Genomic DNA, 16,361 nt, shown 5'->3' with positions numbered 1-16,361 from the left:
CCGGGCGATCATCCGGCACAGACGGAGCTTTCCATGAACCCACAAGACCTGAAAACCGCGCTTGGTGCGGGGCTGCTTTCGTTCCCGGTAACTGCCTTTCGCGCCGATGGAAAATTCAACCGCGATCCCTATCAGGCACATGTCGAATGGCTGTCGGGGTTCGAGGCGTCCGCGTTGTTTGCAGCCGGTGGCACCGGAGAGTTCTTCTCTCTTGCTCCTTCCGAGATCCCAGATATCGTCGCCGCCGCGAAAGAGGCAGCGGGCGACACGCCAATTGTCTCGGGCTGCGGATACGGCACGGCAATGGCCGTGGACATCGTCAAGTCGGTCGAGAAGGCGGGCGGGGATGGCATCCTTCTTCTGCCACACTATCTGATCGACGCACCACAAGAGGGGCTTTATGCCCATGTCAAGGCAGTGTGCGAGGCGACCGGGCTTGGCGTGATGGTCTACAACCGCGACAATTCCATCTTGCAGGCCGACACGCTCGCTCGGCTTTGCGAGGACTGCCCGAACCTCGTGGGCTTCAAAGACGGCTCCGGTGATATCGGGCTGGTCCGTCAGGTCACCGCGACCATGGGCGACCGGCTGACCTATCTGGGCGGCATGCCTACGGCAGAGCTCTTTGCCGAAGCGTATCTGGGTGCGGGATTCACAACCTATTCATCAGCCGTTTTCAACTTCGTGCCGGGCTTGGCCGTGGAGTTCTACAAGTCGCTGCGTAGCGGTGACAAGGCTCGCTGCGAAGCCATCTTGAAAGACTTCTTCTACCCGTTCATGGATATCCGCAACCGCCGGAAGGGTTACGCTGTTTCCGCCATCAAAGCAGGCGTTCGACTGCAAGGATTCGAAGTAGGGCCAGTGCGTGCGCCCCTTGACGATCTGACGAATGACGAGATGGATATGATGGAGAAACTCATCGCCCCCTACAAACGATAGGATCTGCCATGCCCGTCAATCCGCTGGAAGCACTGTACAAGCCGCATGTTCATGCGTTGGACCCAACCTTTCTAAAGCTATGCCTGAAGAACGCGCATCTTGACCAGATATGGACGGGCGCGCGATGGACGGAGGGGCCGGTGTATTTCGGTGACGGGCAATATCTGTTGTTCAGCGACATACCGAATGACCGGATCATGCGCTACGACGAGATAAACAATGAAACAACCGTCTGGCGCGCGCCATCGCGAAACTCCAACGGGCAGACGCGCGACAGGCAGGGTCGCTTGATCACCTGTGAACACGGTGGTCGGCGTGTGACACGAACCGAGCACGATGGCAATCTGACGGTTCTTGCCGACCGCTATCAAGGCAAGCGGTTCAATTCCCCGAATGATGTCGTCGTTTCGTCAGATGGTGCCGTGTGGTTCACCGATCCAACCTATGGCATTGACAGCGATTATGAAGGCGACAGGGCCGAATCCGAGATTGGTACGAGCAACGTCTATCGCATTGATCCACAAACCCGCGATGTTGCCATCGTTGCGGATGACTTAATCAAGCCGAATGGATTGGCTTTTTCAGCCGATGAAACGACGCTGTTCATCAGCGACACCGGCGCAACCCATGTGGAAGGCGGCCCCCGTCACATCCGTCGTTTCGCAGTCAATGACGACACACTATCCGGTGGCGAGGTCTTCAGCACCTGCGAGAATGGTCTATATGATGGCTTCCGGTTAGACACGGCGGGGCGCGTATGGGCGAGTGCCGCGGATGGTGTGCATTGCCTGAACACGGAAGGCGCCCTGATCGGGAAAATACTTATCCCGGAAACAGTATCCAATGTCTGCTTCGGCGGGCGCAAACGCAATCGGCTCTATATCACCGGCACGACGTCGCTTTATGCGTGCTATCTGACGGTGAACGGTCAGCCCTATTTCTGATTTTTCCGTCGGTTTTCGGTCAAGTATTTGCAAAATCATTGACTTGAACCCCTGTCACGTTGCGTAATCGTTACAGACGCAGACGTGCGAAATCGCGCCTGCGATCGCAAGGGAGGAAAAAATGGCTGACAAGACTAAGATGGACCGCCGGTCCTTTCTAAAGCGCTCGGCTCTGGCCGGGGGCACGGCAACGGCAGGGGCGCTGGCTGCACCCGCAGTACTGGCCCAAAGCCCGCTGGTGATCAAGATGCAGACATCTTGGCCCGCATCAAACATCTGGCAGGAATTTGCGCAGGATTACGCGGACCGGGTACAGGCAATGTCCGGCGGACGATTGCAGATAGACCTGCTGCCTGCAGGTGCCGTAGTCGGGGCATTTCAGGTACTGGATGCTGTTCATGACGGGGTGATAGACGCAGCGCATTCTGTCCCGGTCTATTGGTACGGCAAGAACAAGGCGGCATCGCTTTTCGGGACAGGCCCTGTGTTTGGCGGTTCCGCCACCACGATGCTAAGCTGGTTCTATGAAGGCGGCGGCAAGGCACTTTACGACGAACTCACACAGGACGTTATGGGGCTGGACATTGATGGCTACCTTGGCTTTCCGATGCCCGCACAGCCATTTGGCTGGTTCAAGGACCCGGTGACCACGGTCGCAGACATCGAGGGCTTCAAGTATCGCACCGTCGGACTTGCTGCGGATTTGCTTCAATCCATGGGGATGAGCGTCGCACAGCTACCGGGCGGGGAAATTGTGCCCGCGATGGAACGGGGTGTGATTGACGCGTTCGAGTTCAACAACCCGACCTCGGACAAGGATTTCGGCGCACAGGACGTGGCAAAGAACTACTTCCTGTCATCCTACCACCAAGCGTCGGAAAGCTTTGAGTTCCTGTTCTCTAAATTCGTCATGGACGATATGGAGCCCGACCTGAAAGCGATCCTCGTGCATGGTGTGGAAGCGGCATCCACGGCAAACACCGCCAAAGCTATGCGGGTCTATTCCGCTGACCTCCAGTGGCTTCAGAACGAAGCGGGTGTGACGGTACATCGAACATCGCAGGAAATCCTGGATGCGCAGCTTCAGGCTTGGGACGAGTTGATCCCCGAACTGGAATCGGATCCCTTCATGAAGAAGTGCCTCGACAGCCAGCGGGAATGGGTTGAACAAGTCACTTTCTACGAGTTGATGAACGCCCCCGACTATGCGCTTGCGTACGAGCACTACTTCCCCGGCAAGTTGAAGATGTGATGTCTTAGCGCCCCCGTGCAATCCGGGGGTGCTCCCAATCTGCGGAGCAATTCTGTGATCGGCTTCATACGTTTCGCCGACACCTTGTCGGCATGGTTTGGCAAGGCCTTCGCCTGGCTGATTGTCCTGATGGCGGTCGGCACCGGCTACGAGGTCTTTGTCCGGTACGTTCTGAACAACCCCACCGCCTGGGCGCTGGACGTATCATTCATCATGTACGGCACGCTGTTCATGATGGGTGGTGCCTATACGCTGTCGCGAGGCGGACACGTACGCGGTGATTTCCTGTACCGTCTCTGGCAGCCGAAAAATCAGGCCAAGGTGGATTTGGTGCTCTACATTATCTTCTTCTTTCCCGGCGTAACGGCTTTGATCCTCGCCGGCTGGAAATATGCAGCACGTAGCTGGCAATACGCGGAAGTGTCGGTAAACAGCCCTGCCGGTGTGCCTATCTACCAATTCAAGACAGTGATCGTCGTTGCCGGGCTTTTGCTGTTCGTTCAAGGCATCGCGCAGGTCATGCGCTGCCTTCTGTGCATCAAGACGAACGAATGGTTACAGGCCGAGGAAGACGTGTTTGAAACAGAAGATCTGTTGATGAAGCAGGCACAAGAGGCAGAGAAGGACGCCCATCCATGACGGACCCGCAGGTCGCCCTGTTCATGCTGGGCATATTCATTTTCACAGTCTTTCTGGGCTTCCCGATTGCCTTCACCCTGATGGCGATGGGTATCGGCTTTGGCTACTACGCCTATTTCGATGCCCGCCGCATGTGGCGAGAATTCGATCGGCTGGAAGAGACGGCAAGTTGGTGGGACAGCACGAGCACTTGGATCGAAGGACTTTTCAACAATCGCATTTTCGATCTGTTCATCAACCAGACCTTCACAGTGATGTCGAACGAGGTGCTTACGGCTGTCCCGTTGTTCCTGTTCATGGGTTATATAGTCGAGCGCGCAAACATCGTGGACCGGCTGTTTTCCACACTCAACGTGGCCTCGAAAAACCTCCCGGGGTCAATGGGTGTTGCGGCTCTTATCACCTGTGCGCTGTTTGCGACGGCAACGGGGATTGTCGGTGCAGTCGTTACACTGATGGGGTTGCTCGCCCTGCCCGCCATGCTGAAAGCGCGCTACGACAATTCCTTCGCCTCGGGCATAATCTGCGCGGGCGGCACATTAGGCATTTTGATCCCACCGTCGATCATGCTCATTGTTTACGCCGCCGCGTCTAACGTCTCGATTGTCCGTCTCTATGCAGCCGCACTTCTGCCGGGCTTCACGCTGGTCGGGCTCTACCTGATCTACGTCGTCGGACGCTCGATACTGCAACCCTCAGTCGCCCCTCGCCCAACGGATGACGAAGTGCCGGATGTACCGTTTGGTCGGTTGCTGTTCATGATCTTCACCTCTTTCGTGCCACTTGCCTTCCTGATCTTCGCGGTGCTTGGCTCGATCCTGTTCGGACTGGCCACACCGACTGAAGCCGCGTCCATCGGTGCCTTGGGGGGCATTCTGCTGGCCTTCGCATATCGCGCAATGACGTGGCAAAGGATGCGTGAAAGCGTGTATCTGACAGTGCGAACAACAGCGATGGTCTGCTGGCTGTTCGTCGGATCCTACACCTTCTCCTCGGTGTTTTCATATCTTGGCGGCGAACATCTGATTTCGGAGTTCGTGCAAGGATTGGACATGTCGCCGATCATGTTCCTGCTGCTAGCACAGCTGATCATCTTCCTGTTGGGATGGCCGCTCGAATGGTCGGAAATCATTATCATCTTCGTACCGATCTTCCTGCCACTCCTACCACTATTCGAGATTGATCCGCTGTTCTTCGGCATCCTCGTTGCGCTGAACCTGCAAACCAGCTTCCTGACGCCACCCATGGCGATGTCTGCCTATTACCTGAAGGGTATCGCTCCTCCCGAGGTCCGTCTGACCCAAATCTTCGCGGGCTGTATGCCCTTCCTGTTCTGCGTGTTCATCTCGATGGCGCTTATGTATATCTTCCCACAGATCGTCTTCTACCTGCCGGAGCAGTTCTATGGGCAGTGATCGTAAGTCAGGCATGATCCCGCTAATCGAACTGGACGCCGTGGCGCTTCGAGATCGCATTGCGCGAGGCGAGCTTGCGGCGCTCGATGTGGTCGAAGCCTATATCGAACAGATCCGTCAACGCGAACCGGAGGTGCAGGCATGGATTTGGCATGACCCGGACTTCGCAAGGCATCAAGCCAAGCAGCTTGACGCACATCGCAAGTCAGGAAAGCCATTGGGGCGTCTGCATGGTCTGCCGGTCGGGATCAAGGATGTCATCGACACTCAGAAAATCCCAACTGGAAACGGCACAATGCTGGATCAGGGTCGTTTACCCATGGCCGACGCCTTCGTTGTCAAACGGCTGAAACAGGAAGGCGCGATCATCATGGGCAAGACCGTCACGACGGAGCTTGCCTATCTGCACCCCTCCGGGACACGCAACCCCCATAATCCGGATCATACACCGGGCGGGTCGTCGGCGGGCTCCGCCGCCGCCGTAGCCGCAGCCATGGTTCCACTGGCGATCGGTACACAGACGGGAGGATCAATTATTCGCCCCGCGTCCTTTTGCGGGGTCACGGGATTCAAGCCCAGCTTCGGTGCGATACCCCGAACCGGCGTGTTGATGCAGTCCCAAACGCTGGATACAGTGGGAACCTTCGCGCACGACCCCGCAGGCGCGGCAATGCTGGCGGAGGTTCTCTTCGGGCAAGACAGCGCCGACCCGGCCACAACATTGCAGCCCTTCCCTGCCCTGTTGGACACCGCACAGGCCGACCCACCCGTCGCTCCGCGATTTGCCATGATTAAGCCGCCTGAATGGGACCGTGCCGACCCCGACCTACACCACGCGTTCGAGGAGCTGGCCGAGCATCTTCACCACCGTTGCTTTCCTGCTCGCCTACACTCGCAGTTCGACAAGGCGGCGGAACAACGTGCGATCATCAACGTCGCGGAGATGGTGCGCTGCTATCAGGGCTATGCCGCGCGATCAGATGGCCTGTCAGATACGTTGCAGGAGGCGCTGGATCATGGGCAATCGGTTTCGGCGAAGGATTATCTGACGGCATTAGATTGGCGAGAGCTGCTGACTGCCACGCTGGACGAAATTTTCCAGCAATGCGATGCCATGCTCTGCCCCGCTGCACTTGGCCCCGCGCCGGAAAGTCATGCCACAACCGGCGATGCCATTTTCAACGGGCTGTGGACGTTATGCGGCGTGCCCGCCATTACCATTCCGGTATTCACAGCCTCCAATGGGATGCCAATGGGATTGCAACTGGTTGGCCCGCGCGGTGATGATGCAAGGCTGCTTCGCAACGCCAACTGGCTCTACAAGACTCTCGCCGCACATGAATAGGAGACGCAGATGAACAAGCTCATGGCGTTCTTAGCCTTTGCCACACTTGCGGGCTTTCTTGGCATCCTCGCTTATCACGTCACGGAGATCGACCTTTGGGTCGTCATCGGCTTCACTATCTTGCTAGTCGCCATCGACTTCGTATCATCAGTCCGAAGCAAGCGCTAATTGCTGGCATGGCGATTCAAGGCACCGGGAAGGATGTATTCTGGAAGCGCCGCTAGGATCATCTGCGCTGCCTCTTGCGGTGTGAGCACCGAGCTGTCGATTTCCAGGTCGTATATGTCCGGCTTGTGGACTGCTTCCTGCCATCGCAGGATCGGCTCGGGCACGGCTCCGTTCTCGTCGATCTGAAGATACAACGCTTCGCGGCCAGGCTGTGAGCTGCTTCGGCGCTGCATGATTTCCTCCAGTGGACAGCACACCCCAACGAGGAGAACCCGAAGGCCCTTCAAGTGCCGAGCACAAATGCGCCAGACATCCAAATCTTGTAAGTAGCAATGATGATGGCCCACGTCGACAACCACGTTGAACCCTTCGCGGCTATGAGCAGCGACCGAGGCGTAAAGCGCAGAATACAAACGCCGCACAACGGGTTCCAAGTCCGGACGCTCGCCCCCCGGCCTGAGCCCGATGCCCGGCAGCAGTTTTTCAGGTAGCGTTCGGTTCTGTGCGTCGACGCCCAGATTAACCCACGGTTCGTCCGACAGATCTTGCATCGCGGCTGCAATACTCGACTTGCCCGAGCGCGGCGCCCCGTTCAGGATCACGATCCAGCCCGGTGTCACACGAGGCTCGGCAACCACAGGACAATGCCGGGGAAGGCAACCAGCAGGGCAATTGTCACCCCGTCCGCGATAAAGAAGGGTGTCACGCCACGGAACACGTCTTGAACCGAAATGTCGTCTCGCACGCCTGCCACAACGAAGCAGTTGAGCCCGATAGGTGGCGTGATCAAACAGAATTCCGCCATCTTCACGACGAGAATGCCGAACCAGATTGCGCACATCTGCGCGTTCATTCCGAAGGCGCTGTCGGCGGCGGTCACGGCCTCGCCCCCGTTCAAGGCCATGACCGCCGGGTAGACCACGGGCAGGGTCAACAGCAGCATGCCAATAGCGTCCATGAACATTCCTAGCACTGCATAGGCTAGCAGGATCATGATCAGCGTGATGATCGGGGGGTGATTCAGCGATGTAATCCAGTCCGAGAATGCGCCCGGCAAATCCGCAAATCCCAAGAAGCGTACATAAATCAGGACGCCCCAGATTATCGTGAAGATCATCACCGACAGCTTGGCTGTTTCCAGCAATGCATCGCGGAATTCTCGCCACCGCATTCCCTTCCAGACCGCCATGCAGAAGACAACGAAAGCACCGAGCGCCCCGCCCTCGGTCGGTGTGCCCCATGCATCGCCACCAAACGGGTTGTAGATGAACAGAATTATGATGAAGACCACGAAAAAGATCGGCAGGGCTGGCGGAAGGGACACAAAGCGTTCGCGCCAGGTGAACCCCTTCACAGGTGGCCCGAACCCCTTGATGGTCAGTCCCAACGCAATGATCAGTGTTCCGTAGACCAGTGCGGAGAACGCACCGGGTATGAAACCCGCGAGAAGCAGTTTGCCCACGTCCTGCTCAACGATGATGGCGTAGATCACCAGGATTGCCGATGGTGGGATGAGCGATGCTAGCGTGCCACCCGCCGCAACGACGCCCGCTGCGAATTTCTTGTCATATCCGACGGCAAGCATTTCCGGGATTGCAATCCGCGCGAACACGGCCGAGGTCGCGACCGAGGCACCTGACACGGCAGCAAACCCCGCCGTGGCAAAGACGGTAGACACTGCCAGCCCGCCAGGCACCCAAGCCACCCAACGCTTGGCAGCTTCGAACAACGCTTTGGTCAGACCCGCATAATAGGCGAGATAGCCGATCAGAATGAACGTGGGAATCAAAGACAGCGCTTGGGACGCCACCTTGGAATGCGGCACCTGCCCGGCCGTTTTTGTCGCGACGGTCAGCGCCCAACTGAATTCGGCCGGATCGTAGCCTTTCTTGGACCAGAAGATCCAGATCAAGCCAATAAGCCCTGCAAGGCCGGCGGCGAAGGCCACACGCATGCCCAACAAAACCAGTACCAGCAGCCCGCCCGTGACCGCCAGACCAATTTCAATCGTATCCATTGATATCCCTCAATCCGCGCCGGTCATCTGTTCTGCCTCATGCGCGGCCTGCGTCGCCGCATCCTCGACAAGCGGTACCGCGACGGGCCGCACCGCATCTTCAACGAACGCCCGAGCATATCCCCAGACTTGAAGCACAAGGCGCAGGCAAAGCACAAAGAACGCGACGGGTGCCAGCAGCTTTGCTGGCCACAAGGGAAGACCGATGTCGAAGGAACTGTCCCTGCTCCACATCGGAGCGGCAAAATCGAAGCTGCGGCTGAAATGTGCCCACGAGCCCCAGACCATCAGCACCATCAACAGCAAGATCGCAAGCGTCGTGATCAGTTCCACCGCATGGAGCGGGCGGCCCTTCAACTGCCCGACGATCATGTCCATGCGTATATGTGCACCGTCGCGCTGGACGTAGGAAATTCCCATGAAGGCAATCAGGGGCATCGCCTGCTGTATCCAGTCCACATAGCCGGGCAAGGGCTGGTTCAAGAAATTACGGCCACTGACGGAAATGACCGCCAGGACCATCAAGGCAAAAACCGCCAGCCCGCTCAACAACGCAAGCCAGCGTTCCAGCGTATATAACTTGAGATCGAGCCTGCTGAGCAGCGTGTCGTCGCTCAAAACCGAAGACCTGCCCGCCATCGAGCCCCCTTTCCGTCAGTAGGTTAGGCCCGCCCACAAGGTGCGAGCAGGCCATCCGACTTACGATTGTCCGTCAGTCAGCTTGTCCTGAACGAAGTCGTAAAGCTCCTGCGCCGGGATGGTGCCGGAATTCTTTTCGATCCAGGCGGTGGCAGCGGGACCTGCAGTCATTTCCTTGAAGGACTCGACTGCAGAATCGTCATAGGTGATTTCCTCGATCCCGCGATCTTCCAGCGTCGGCCACCATTTGGCCATTGTTTCGTTCTCGTAGTAGTCGACATAATGATCGAGCGCCTCCTCAACCGACCCAAGAAGCGCTTCGCGTTCCTCATCCGTCAGCGCATCCAGCGCATCGGTATTGACCACGACGGGGCAGTTTACCGTGCCGGGGTTCAAATTGGTCGTCCACCAGTCGGCGGTTTCCACGACGCCGAAGGACATATGTGCGTGCGGAGCAAAGGACACGGCCTTCACCACCCCGGAATCGAGTGCCTGGCGCACCTCGCTTGCAGACATGGATGTCGGCACCGCACCGAGCATCGACATCGCGTCGCCAATGCCACCCGTCGCGCGCACGGTAAGCCCGTCGAAGGATTCCAGCGTCGTAGGTGCTTCGCCCGAACCGGCAATGTTATATTGCGGCATCGGTGACGGCATCAGAAGGGTCGCGTTCCACCGCGCCAGATCCTCTACCACTGCCGGATGCTGATAGAGCGCCATAGACAGGTCGCGTTCCTGATCAAGCGAACTTACACCAAGAAACGGCAGTTCCAGCACCGTGATCGAGGGGTTCTTGTCTTCGTGATACCCCGCACAGAATTGCGCCATCTCGAAGGCACCGATGGAAATCCCGTCGAGGTTCTCGGTGTTTTGGGACAGCCCGCCATAGGAAATGTTCAAGGTGAACGCGCCGTCGGTCTTCTGATCAACCAGTTCCGCAAGCTTTTCGACATGCTCGGTAAAGGCGCGGCGCTTGCCCCATAACGACACGTTCCATTCGGTCGCAGCGGTTTCCGTCGCGAAGGACGCAGCCAAAAGCGCAAGCGCAGATGTTCCAATGAGTGATTTCATAGTCTCTCTCCCTGTTCTGCCGGATCTGAGGGTCCGTGTATCGGGTTACCATAGGCGAGAGACATTATATGCCAACCCCGTATTTCTGGGTATGCAAGTGTCTAACCGCTGCCAAGGGCTCACAACGGCGTGTAAGGGGTTGCAATACTTCATGGAATGGGGACGCAATGGTCGCGCACCAAGCGCACGGAACCCATGCTGGATAAACACGCACGCATATTCATTGATCCACCGCTGAACCGGCTCGGCGGCATTCTTGCCGCATCTGGCGTCAAGGCAGATATGGTAACGGCTGCGGGGCTGGTTCTTGGGCTGCTGAGCGCCGCTGTCATCGCCTTGGGCGCACCGGGCTGGGCGCTTCTTCCGCTGCTGGCTAGTCGCTTCGCAGATGGGCTGGACGGTGCCGTGGCACGCGCAACGCAAAGGACAGATTTTGGGGGCTATTTCGACATCGCGGCGGATTTCTTGTTCTACGGTGCGGTTCCGATGGGCTTCGTCTGGCTTGACCCGGCACAAAACGGCGCAGCCGGAGCCTTCCTGCTGACCAGCTTCTACTTCAATGGAAGTAGCTTTCTGGGCTTCGCCATACTCGCTGAACGCCGCAAGATGGAAAGCGACGCGCGAGGGCTCAAGTCACTCTATTTCACCGGCGGTCTGCTAGAAGGTACGGAAACGATCGTTTTCTTCATCCTGCTATGCCTGCTGCCACAATGGTTCGCGCCGCTGGCATGGCTGTTCGGCACGCTGTGTTTCATCACTGCCTCGTCGCGCATCCTGTTGGCCTATCGTCTGTTTTCCCACGACCATGGAGAATCTGCATGAACCGCATTCTTGCTGCCTTGCTTGCGCTCGGCATTGCCCCGTTACACGCTGAAAGCGCACCGGACCCTTCGGACTGGGACGTGGTCTTGGAAACGGCGAAGGGTCAGACGGTTTACTGGAACGCCTGGGGCGGGTCGGTCATCACCAACGAGTTCATTGCATGGGTCGCCGAGCGCGTCTCGGAGGATTTCGGCGTCACGCTTGAGCATGTGAAACTGTCGGACACGGCTGACGCGGTGACGCGGGTCGTGGCCGAGAAGGCCGCTGGCAAGGACGAGGGCGGTGCGGTCGATCTGATCTGGATCAACGGGGCCAATTTCGCGGCGATGAAGGAGAACGACCTGTTGTTCGGGCCATGGGTGAATGACCTTCCCAATTGGCAATATGTCGACGTCCACGGCAAGACGGTTCAAACGGATTTCACAGTTCCCACAGATGGGCTGGAAGCACCTTGGTCGATGGCGCAGGTTGTGTTCATGTACGACGCCGAGAAGCTTCCAGCGCCGCCAACGAATATGCAAGACATTCTGGATCTGGTACGCGACAACCCCGGCCGCTTCACCTTTCCGCAACCACCTGATTTTCTGGGAGCCACTTTTCTGAAGCAGGCGCTGTACGATCTGGCGGATGATCCCGCGCCGCTACTTAAGCCTGTCCAAGACGCCGACTACGACTCTGTCACAGCGCCGCTTTGGGCCTATCTTGATGAATTGACCCCGTTGCTGTGGCGTCAGGGATTGGCCTACCCTCAAAGCGGGCCGCAGCAGATACAGCTTCTAGCGGATAAGGAAATTGATCTGGCAATCTCGTTCAGCCCCGGCGAGGCATCCGCCGCAATCGAAAATTTCGAGTTGCCCGATACCTTCCGAACCTTCGTTCTGGAGAAGGGCACAATCGGCAATGCCTCTTTCGTCGCAGTCCCATATAACGCCAATGCCAAATCGGGTGCGATGGTGGTAGCGAACTTCCTGATGTCGCCAGAGGCCCAAGCCCGCGCCCAAGATCCAAAGTATCTGGGTGTCGGAACCATTCTGGACATGGACAAGCTGGATGAAAGTGACCGCGCACTTTTCGATGACATCGACCTTGGCGTTGCGACACTGACCCCGGAAGAGCTCGGCACGGCATTGCCAGAGCCACACCCGTCCTGGATGACGCGTATTCAAGACGACTGGACCGAACGCTTTGGCGTAGGCCGCGAGTGATCACCGGCACAGCCCCTGTTGCCCGCTTGAATAATCGCATATTGCGCCTTTTGCCCGGCGCGACGCTGCTTGCGATGCTTGGCCCGGTTGTGGCCGGGCTGATCGGTGTGCTGCTGCCCGCTTTCGGGTGGATGCCCGCACTGGGAATGACTCAGCTCACCACCGACGCCTTTGCCGATCTGTTTGCATGGCCCGGGCTGGCGCGCGCCTCCTACCTGAGCGTCTTTGTCGGGTTGGCGGCAACGCTCTTCGCCCTGACCGTCGTGGTCATGGTCTGCGCCTGCTGGCAGGGTACCCGCGCCTTCAACTGGCTGGAACGTGTGTTGTCACCCCTTCTGTCCCTGCCGCACGCGACGGCAGCCTTCGCACTGGCCTTCCTTATCGCCCCGTCGGGGTGGATTGTGCGGCTTGTCTCGCCCTGGATAACGGGCTGGGACAGCCCGCCCGACGTGCTGGTCTTGAACGATCCAATGGGACTGAGCTTGACGCTCGGCCTGATCGTCAAGGAAATCCCTTTCCTGATCCTGATGACGCTGGCTGCACTGAACCAGATCAACGCTGGTCCCACAATCCGCGCCGCCCGCAGCATGGGATACAGCCGGCACATCGCGTGGTTAAAGCTGATATTCCCGCGCGTATACATGCAAATCCGGCTGCCTGTGTATGTCGTGCTGGCTTATTCCATGACGGTGGTCGATGTCGCAACGATTCTTGGTCCAACGACACCACCAACGCTTTCCGTGCAAATCCTTGACTGGCTGTCTGATCCGACCCTCATGCGCCACAGCATCGCCGCAGCCGGGGCGGTCTGGCAGTTGGGACTGGTGGCAGGAGTTTTGTTCACATGGCGCGCAAGTGAACGCATCGTCGCTTCGCTCGGCACCAGGTGGATAGAAAAAGGCACACGCGGACGCGACAGCGGATCGCTGCGAATGCTCGCTTTTGCACTCGGCGGCGGATCGGCCTTCATCATCGGGCTGGGTCTGGCTGTTTTGACGATCTGGTCATTCGCTGGACTATGGACCTTCCCCGACGCGTTGCCGCAGAAATTCACTTTCAAGAACTGGGAACGCCACCTGCCAGCCTTGCGCGACACCGCAACTGAAACCCTGCAAATCGCGGCCTGCGCAAGCCTCATCTCGCTGACCCTGTCTATCGGATGCCTGGAGGCCGAGCACCGCTTCAATCTGCGCATGCGCCGCTATAGCTGGTGGTTGCTCTACATACCCCTGATCGTGCCCCAGGTCAGCTTTCTGCCCGGATTACAGATGCTATTTCTACAACTCGGGGCGACCTCTGGCACCAAAGCCGTGATCTGCGCACATATCGTCTTCGTTCTGCCCTATGTATTTCTGTCACTAGGTGATCCGTTCCGAAACTGGGATGAACGCTTCGCAACAGTTGGGGCATCTCTTGGGCACGGACCGGATACCACCTTGTGGAGGTTACGCCTGCCCATGCTTCTGCGGCCGATCCTAACCGCGACTGCGGTCGGTTTCGCTGTGTCAATCGGCCAATATCTTCCCACGCTACTGACCGGCGGCGGGCGTGTGACGACCTTAACGACAGAGGCGGTGGCTCTGGCATCGGGCAGCGACCGGCGCGCGATCGGGGCCTATGGCCTGGCATTGACAGCCAGCGCGATGCTGCCCTTCGCGCTGGCCACCCTGCTTCCTCGCGCCATGTGGCGGAACCGTCGGGGTCTAGCGCATGGCTGAAGGACTCCGGCTGGAACACGTCTCGATCACCCTGCCCGACCGACGACAAATTCGGCTGAACGACGCAATCCGACCCGGCGAAGTCCTGAGCCTGATGGGGCCGTCCGGTTCAGGAAAATCAACTATCCTGTCGGCGTTGATCGGTGCCTTGCCTCAAGAAATACCTTTTCGAGGTCGGATCATCCTGAATAGCCGTGACATCACGATGCTTCCGACCGAAGCGCGTCGTATTGGTATCCTGTTTCAGGATGATCTGCTGTTTCCTCATCTCTCGGTCGGCGGGAATCTCGCCTTCGGACTGACATCGAACATCGAGGGCCGCGCCACGCGTCAGGCAGAGGTTAACCGGGCGCTAAATGATATCGGCCTGACAGGGTTCTATGATCGCGACCCTGCGACGCTTTCGGGTGGTCAACGTCAACGTGTCGCTTTGGCGCGCGTGCTGCTCTCCAAACCTCAAGCGCTGTTGCTGGATGAGCCGTTTTCACGTCTCGACACCATACTACGACAGCAAATGCGGGATCTGGTCTTCAGCCGCACCCGGAATCTGCCAGTTCTACTGGTCACTCATGACCCGGAAGACGCGCAGGCCGCGGGAGGAAGGATCGTCCGGCTGGGCTAGATCCGCGATTCGCATCGACCTGAATGCTACCCGGATGATCAACCAAATCCACCTAGGTCAATTCAACTGGACAAGCCACCATCCCCGCTTCCGTTAAGGTAACGAGGCCCATCGGGTCCGCATCATCCACGACAGAAACCGCCAACGCCAAGGACAGAATAGACCAAGCCAGTTTCGTCATATTCTACATCCTCCGTATTATGATGTTTTCCGGGTGCCGACATTCGGCTGCGGCGACCCCGCATTGGAGCCGACCCGATCCGATTACGGGCCAGGTCAAGTTTAAGGTGCGATATCATTCGCTTGCGGCTTACAGTTTCTTCGATGCTGGAAATGGGTTCCGGGCCACCTGCCGTTACGAAAAGCCGAATTTCCGCGCATTTCATAAATCTGTTACATTTATTTTACATTCGCGTCACAGAAGCTGCGTAGAGCAGCGCTGAGGTCGTCCTGCCGCGACCGTCACAAATTGATTCCAGGAGCTGAAATGTCCTACATCAAAATGACCGCCTCCGTTCTGGCGCTGTCCGCTGTTTCCGCTACCACCGCAGCAGCCCGCGATCAGGTTCAGGTTGCCGGTTCTTCCACCGTCCTGCCTTACGCGTCGATCGTAGCCGAGGCTTTCGGCGAGAACTTCGACTTTCCGGCCCCCGTCGTTGAATCCGGCGGCTCTTCCGCTGGTCTGAAAAAGTTCTGCGAAGGCGTTGGAGAAAACACCATCGACGTCGCTAACGCATCCCGCAAGATCCGCGATGGCGAAGTAGAAACTTGCGCCGCCAATGGCGTTGAAGAAATCATCGAAGTTCGCATCGGTTATGACGGCATTGTCTTTGCCAGCGACATCAACGGCCCCGAGTTCACCGCCTTCACCGAAGAGCAGTGGTACATGGCGATGGCAGCCCAGATCGTTCAGGATGGCGCTCTGGTCGACAACCCGTACACCACATGGGCCGAAATCGACTCCTCGCTGCCCGACGTCGCAATCCAGGCCTTTATCCCGGGCACCAAGCACGGCACACGTGAAGTCTTCGAAGAAAAAGTTCTTCTCGGCGGTTGTGAAACCTCTGGCGCACTCGAGGCTCTGGTCGAAACCGGCCTGTCCGAAGACGACGCGGAAGGCGCATGCATGGCGGTTCGTACGGACGGTGTGGCTGTCGACATCGATGGTGACTACACCGAAACGCTGTCGCGCATCGCATCCAACCCCGATGGCATTGGCGTATTCGGCCTGGCGTTCTACGAGAACAACACCGACAAGCTGAAAGTGGCAACGATGGGCGGCATCGAGCCTTCCACCGAAACCATCGCGTCCGGTGAATACCCGGTTTCCCGCCCGCTCTACTTCTACGTTAAGAAGGCGCATATCGGCGAGGTTCCCGGCCTGAAAGAGTACGCGGAATTCTTCGTGTCTGACGCCGTTGCCGGCCCGAACGGCCCGCTTGCCAATTACGGTCTGGTGTCCGATCCGGAACTTGCTCAGACTCAAGAGCAGATCGCGAACGAAGACGCCATGGCTCCGGCCACCAACTAAGACTTCCCTTCCGTGGGGGCGGGCTTTGGCCCGC

17 protein-coding genes are annotated in these 16,361 nt (G+C 58.1%); 12 read left to right on the top strand and 5 right to left on the bottom strand.

Annotated features, from left to right (window positions below):
• The first annotated feature begins 33 nt into the window (after positions 1 to 33).
• The 7 genes from kdgD to FPZ52_RS19025 all read left to right on the top strand — a co-directional run bounded on the left by kdgD (position 34) and on the right by FPZ52_RS19025 (position 6,702).
• The gene (kdgD, locus tag FPZ52_RS17610) at positions 34 to 939 is read left to right on the top strand and encodes a 5-dehydro-4-deoxyglucarate dehydratase (RefSeq protein WP_146366908.1); all 906 of its coding nucleotides are present in this window, start codon (positions 34 to 36) and stop codon (positions 937 to 939) included.
• A gap of 8 nt (positions 940 to 947) precedes the next feature.
• Positions 948 to 1,883, top strand: a complete 936-nt coding sequence (locus tag FPZ52_RS17605) for an SMP-30/gluconolactonase/LRE family protein (protein WP_146366907.1) — start codon at positions 948 to 950, stop codon at positions 1,881 to 1,883.
• Between the two features lie 121 nt (positions 1,884 to 2,004).
• Positions 2,005 to 3,135, top strand: a complete 1,131-nt coding sequence (locus FPZ52_RS17600; protein ID WP_146366906.1) for a TRAP transporter substrate-binding protein — start codon at positions 2,005 to 2,007, stop codon at positions 3,133 to 3,135.
• Between the two features lie 54 nt (positions 3,136 to 3,189).
• On the top strand, positions 3,190 to 3,774 hold the full coding sequence (locus FPZ52_RS17595; RefSeq protein ID WP_146366905.1) for a TRAP transporter small permease subunit: 585 nt from the start codon (positions 3,190 to 3,192) through the stop codon (positions 3,772 to 3,774).
• Complete coding sequence (locus FPZ52_RS17590; RefSeq protein WP_146366904.1) at positions 3,771 to 5,189, top strand: TRAP transporter large permease; 1,419 nt, start codon at positions 3,771 to 3,773, stop codon at positions 5,187 to 5,189. The genes FPZ52_RS17595 and FPZ52_RS17590 overlap by 4 nt, the downstream gene beginning before the upstream one ends.
• A complete protein-coding gene (locus tag FPZ52_RS17585) occupies positions 5,179 to 6,534 on the top strand; it encodes an amidase (RefSeq protein ID WP_146366903.1) in 1,356 nt (451 codons plus the stop codon). Before FPZ52_RS17590 ends, FPZ52_RS17585 begins: the two co-directional genes overlap by 11 nt.
• A gap of 9 nt (positions 6,535 to 6,543) precedes the next feature.
• Positions 6,544 to 6,702 carry a hypothetical protein gene (locus FPZ52_RS19025; protein ID WP_168201411.1) on the top strand — a complete coding sequence of 53 codons (159 nt, stop codon included), beginning with the start codon at positions 6,544 to 6,546 and terminating at the stop codon, positions 6,700 to 6,702.
• On the opposite strand, the gene FPZ52_RS17580 is transcribed toward FPZ52_RS19025, so the two are convergent.
• The 4 genes from FPZ52_RS17580 to FPZ52_RS17565 are packed head-to-tail and all read right to left on the bottom strand — an operon-like array spanning position 6,699 to position 10,429.
• Positions 6,699 to 7,304 carry a chloramphenicol phosphotransferase CPT family protein gene (locus tag FPZ52_RS17580; protein WP_240804546.1) on the bottom strand — a complete coding sequence of 202 codons (606 nt, stop codon included), beginning with the start codon at positions 7,302 to 7,304 and terminating at the stop codon, positions 6,699 to 6,701. The genes FPZ52_RS19025 and FPZ52_RS17580 overlap by 4 nt on opposite strands.
• Positions 7,305 to 7,318: 14 nt before the next feature.
• Positions 7,319 to 8,719, bottom strand: a complete 1,401-nt coding sequence (locus FPZ52_RS17575) for a TRAP transporter large permease (RefSeq protein ID WP_146366901.1) — start codon at positions 8,717 to 8,719, stop codon at positions 7,319 to 7,321.
• A gap of 9 nt (positions 8,720 to 8,728) precedes the next feature.
• Positions 8,729 to 9,358: a TRAP transporter small permease subunit gene (locus FPZ52_RS17570; RefSeq protein WP_146366900.1), complete on the bottom strand. Its 630-nt coding sequence runs from the start codon at positions 9,356 to 9,358 to the stop codon at positions 8,729 to 8,731.
• 60 nt (positions 9,359 to 9,418) lie between these two features.
• Entirely contained in the window at positions 9,419 to 10,429 is a 1,011-nt protein-coding gene (locus FPZ52_RS17565) for a type 2 periplasmic-binding domain-containing protein (RefSeq protein ID WP_146366899.1), read from the bottom strand.
• A 195-nt stretch (positions 10,430 to 10,624) separates the two neighbouring features.
• On the opposite strand from FPZ52_RS17565, the gene FPZ52_RS17560 reads away from it, so the two are divergent.
• Genes FPZ52_RS17560 through FPZ52_RS17545 form a run of 4 tightly spaced genes read left to right on the top strand, consistent with a single transcriptional unit; the run spans position 10,625 to position 14,796 of the window.
• Positions 10,625 to 11,251 (top strand): CDP-alcohol phosphatidyltransferase family protein, encoded by a 627-nt coding sequence (locus FPZ52_RS17560; protein ID WP_146366898.1) that lies wholly within the window; start codon positions 10,625 to 10,627, stop codon positions 11,249 to 11,251.
• Positions 11,248 to 12,456 (top strand): ABC transporter substrate-binding protein, encoded by a 1,209-nt coding sequence (locus tag FPZ52_RS17555; protein WP_146366897.1) that lies wholly within the window; start codon positions 11,248 to 11,250, stop codon positions 12,454 to 12,456. Before FPZ52_RS17560 ends, FPZ52_RS17555 begins: the two co-directional genes overlap by 4 nt.
• Positions 12,457 to 12,482: 26 nt before the next feature.
• Positions 12,483 to 14,174 carry an ABC transporter permease gene (locus tag FPZ52_RS17550; protein ID WP_338052833.1) on the top strand — a complete coding sequence of 564 codons (1,692 nt, stop codon included), beginning with the start codon at positions 12,483 to 12,485 and terminating at the stop codon, positions 14,172 to 14,174.
• Positions 14,167 to 14,796, top strand: a complete 630-nt coding sequence (locus tag FPZ52_RS17545) for an ATP-binding cassette domain-containing protein (protein ID WP_146366896.1) — start codon at positions 14,167 to 14,169, stop codon at positions 14,794 to 14,796. Before FPZ52_RS17550 ends, FPZ52_RS17545 begins: the two co-directional genes overlap by 8 nt.
• A 52-nt stretch (positions 14,797 to 14,848) precedes the next feature.
• On the opposite strand, the gene FPZ52_RS19465 is transcribed toward FPZ52_RS17545, so the two are convergent.
• Positions 14,849 to 14,977: a hypothetical protein gene (locus tag FPZ52_RS19465; RefSeq protein ID WP_276617466.1), complete on the bottom strand. Its 129-nt coding sequence runs from the start codon at positions 14,975 to 14,977 to the stop codon at positions 14,849 to 14,851.
• A 306-nt stretch (positions 14,978 to 15,283) separates the two neighbouring features.
• Here FPZ52_RS19465 and FPZ52_RS17540 point away from each other — a divergent pair, with 306 nt between their 5' ends.
• Complete coding sequence (locus tag FPZ52_RS17540; RefSeq protein ID WP_146366895.1) at positions 15,284 to 16,327, top strand: substrate-binding domain-containing protein; 1,044 nt, start codon at positions 15,284 to 15,286, stop codon at positions 16,325 to 16,327.
• Positions 16,328 to 16,361 lie beyond the last annotated feature (34 nt).

The sequence above is a fragment of the Qingshengfaniella alkalisoli genome (assembly GCF_007855645.1).
Taxonomy (GTDB): domain Bacteria; phylum Pseudomonadota; class Alphaproteobacteria; order Rhodobacterales; family Rhodobacteraceae; genus Qingshengfaniella; species Qingshengfaniella alkalisoli.
Note: the sequence above shows the minus strand (reverse complement) of the source record. Positions and strands in the feature narration are given on the sequence as shown.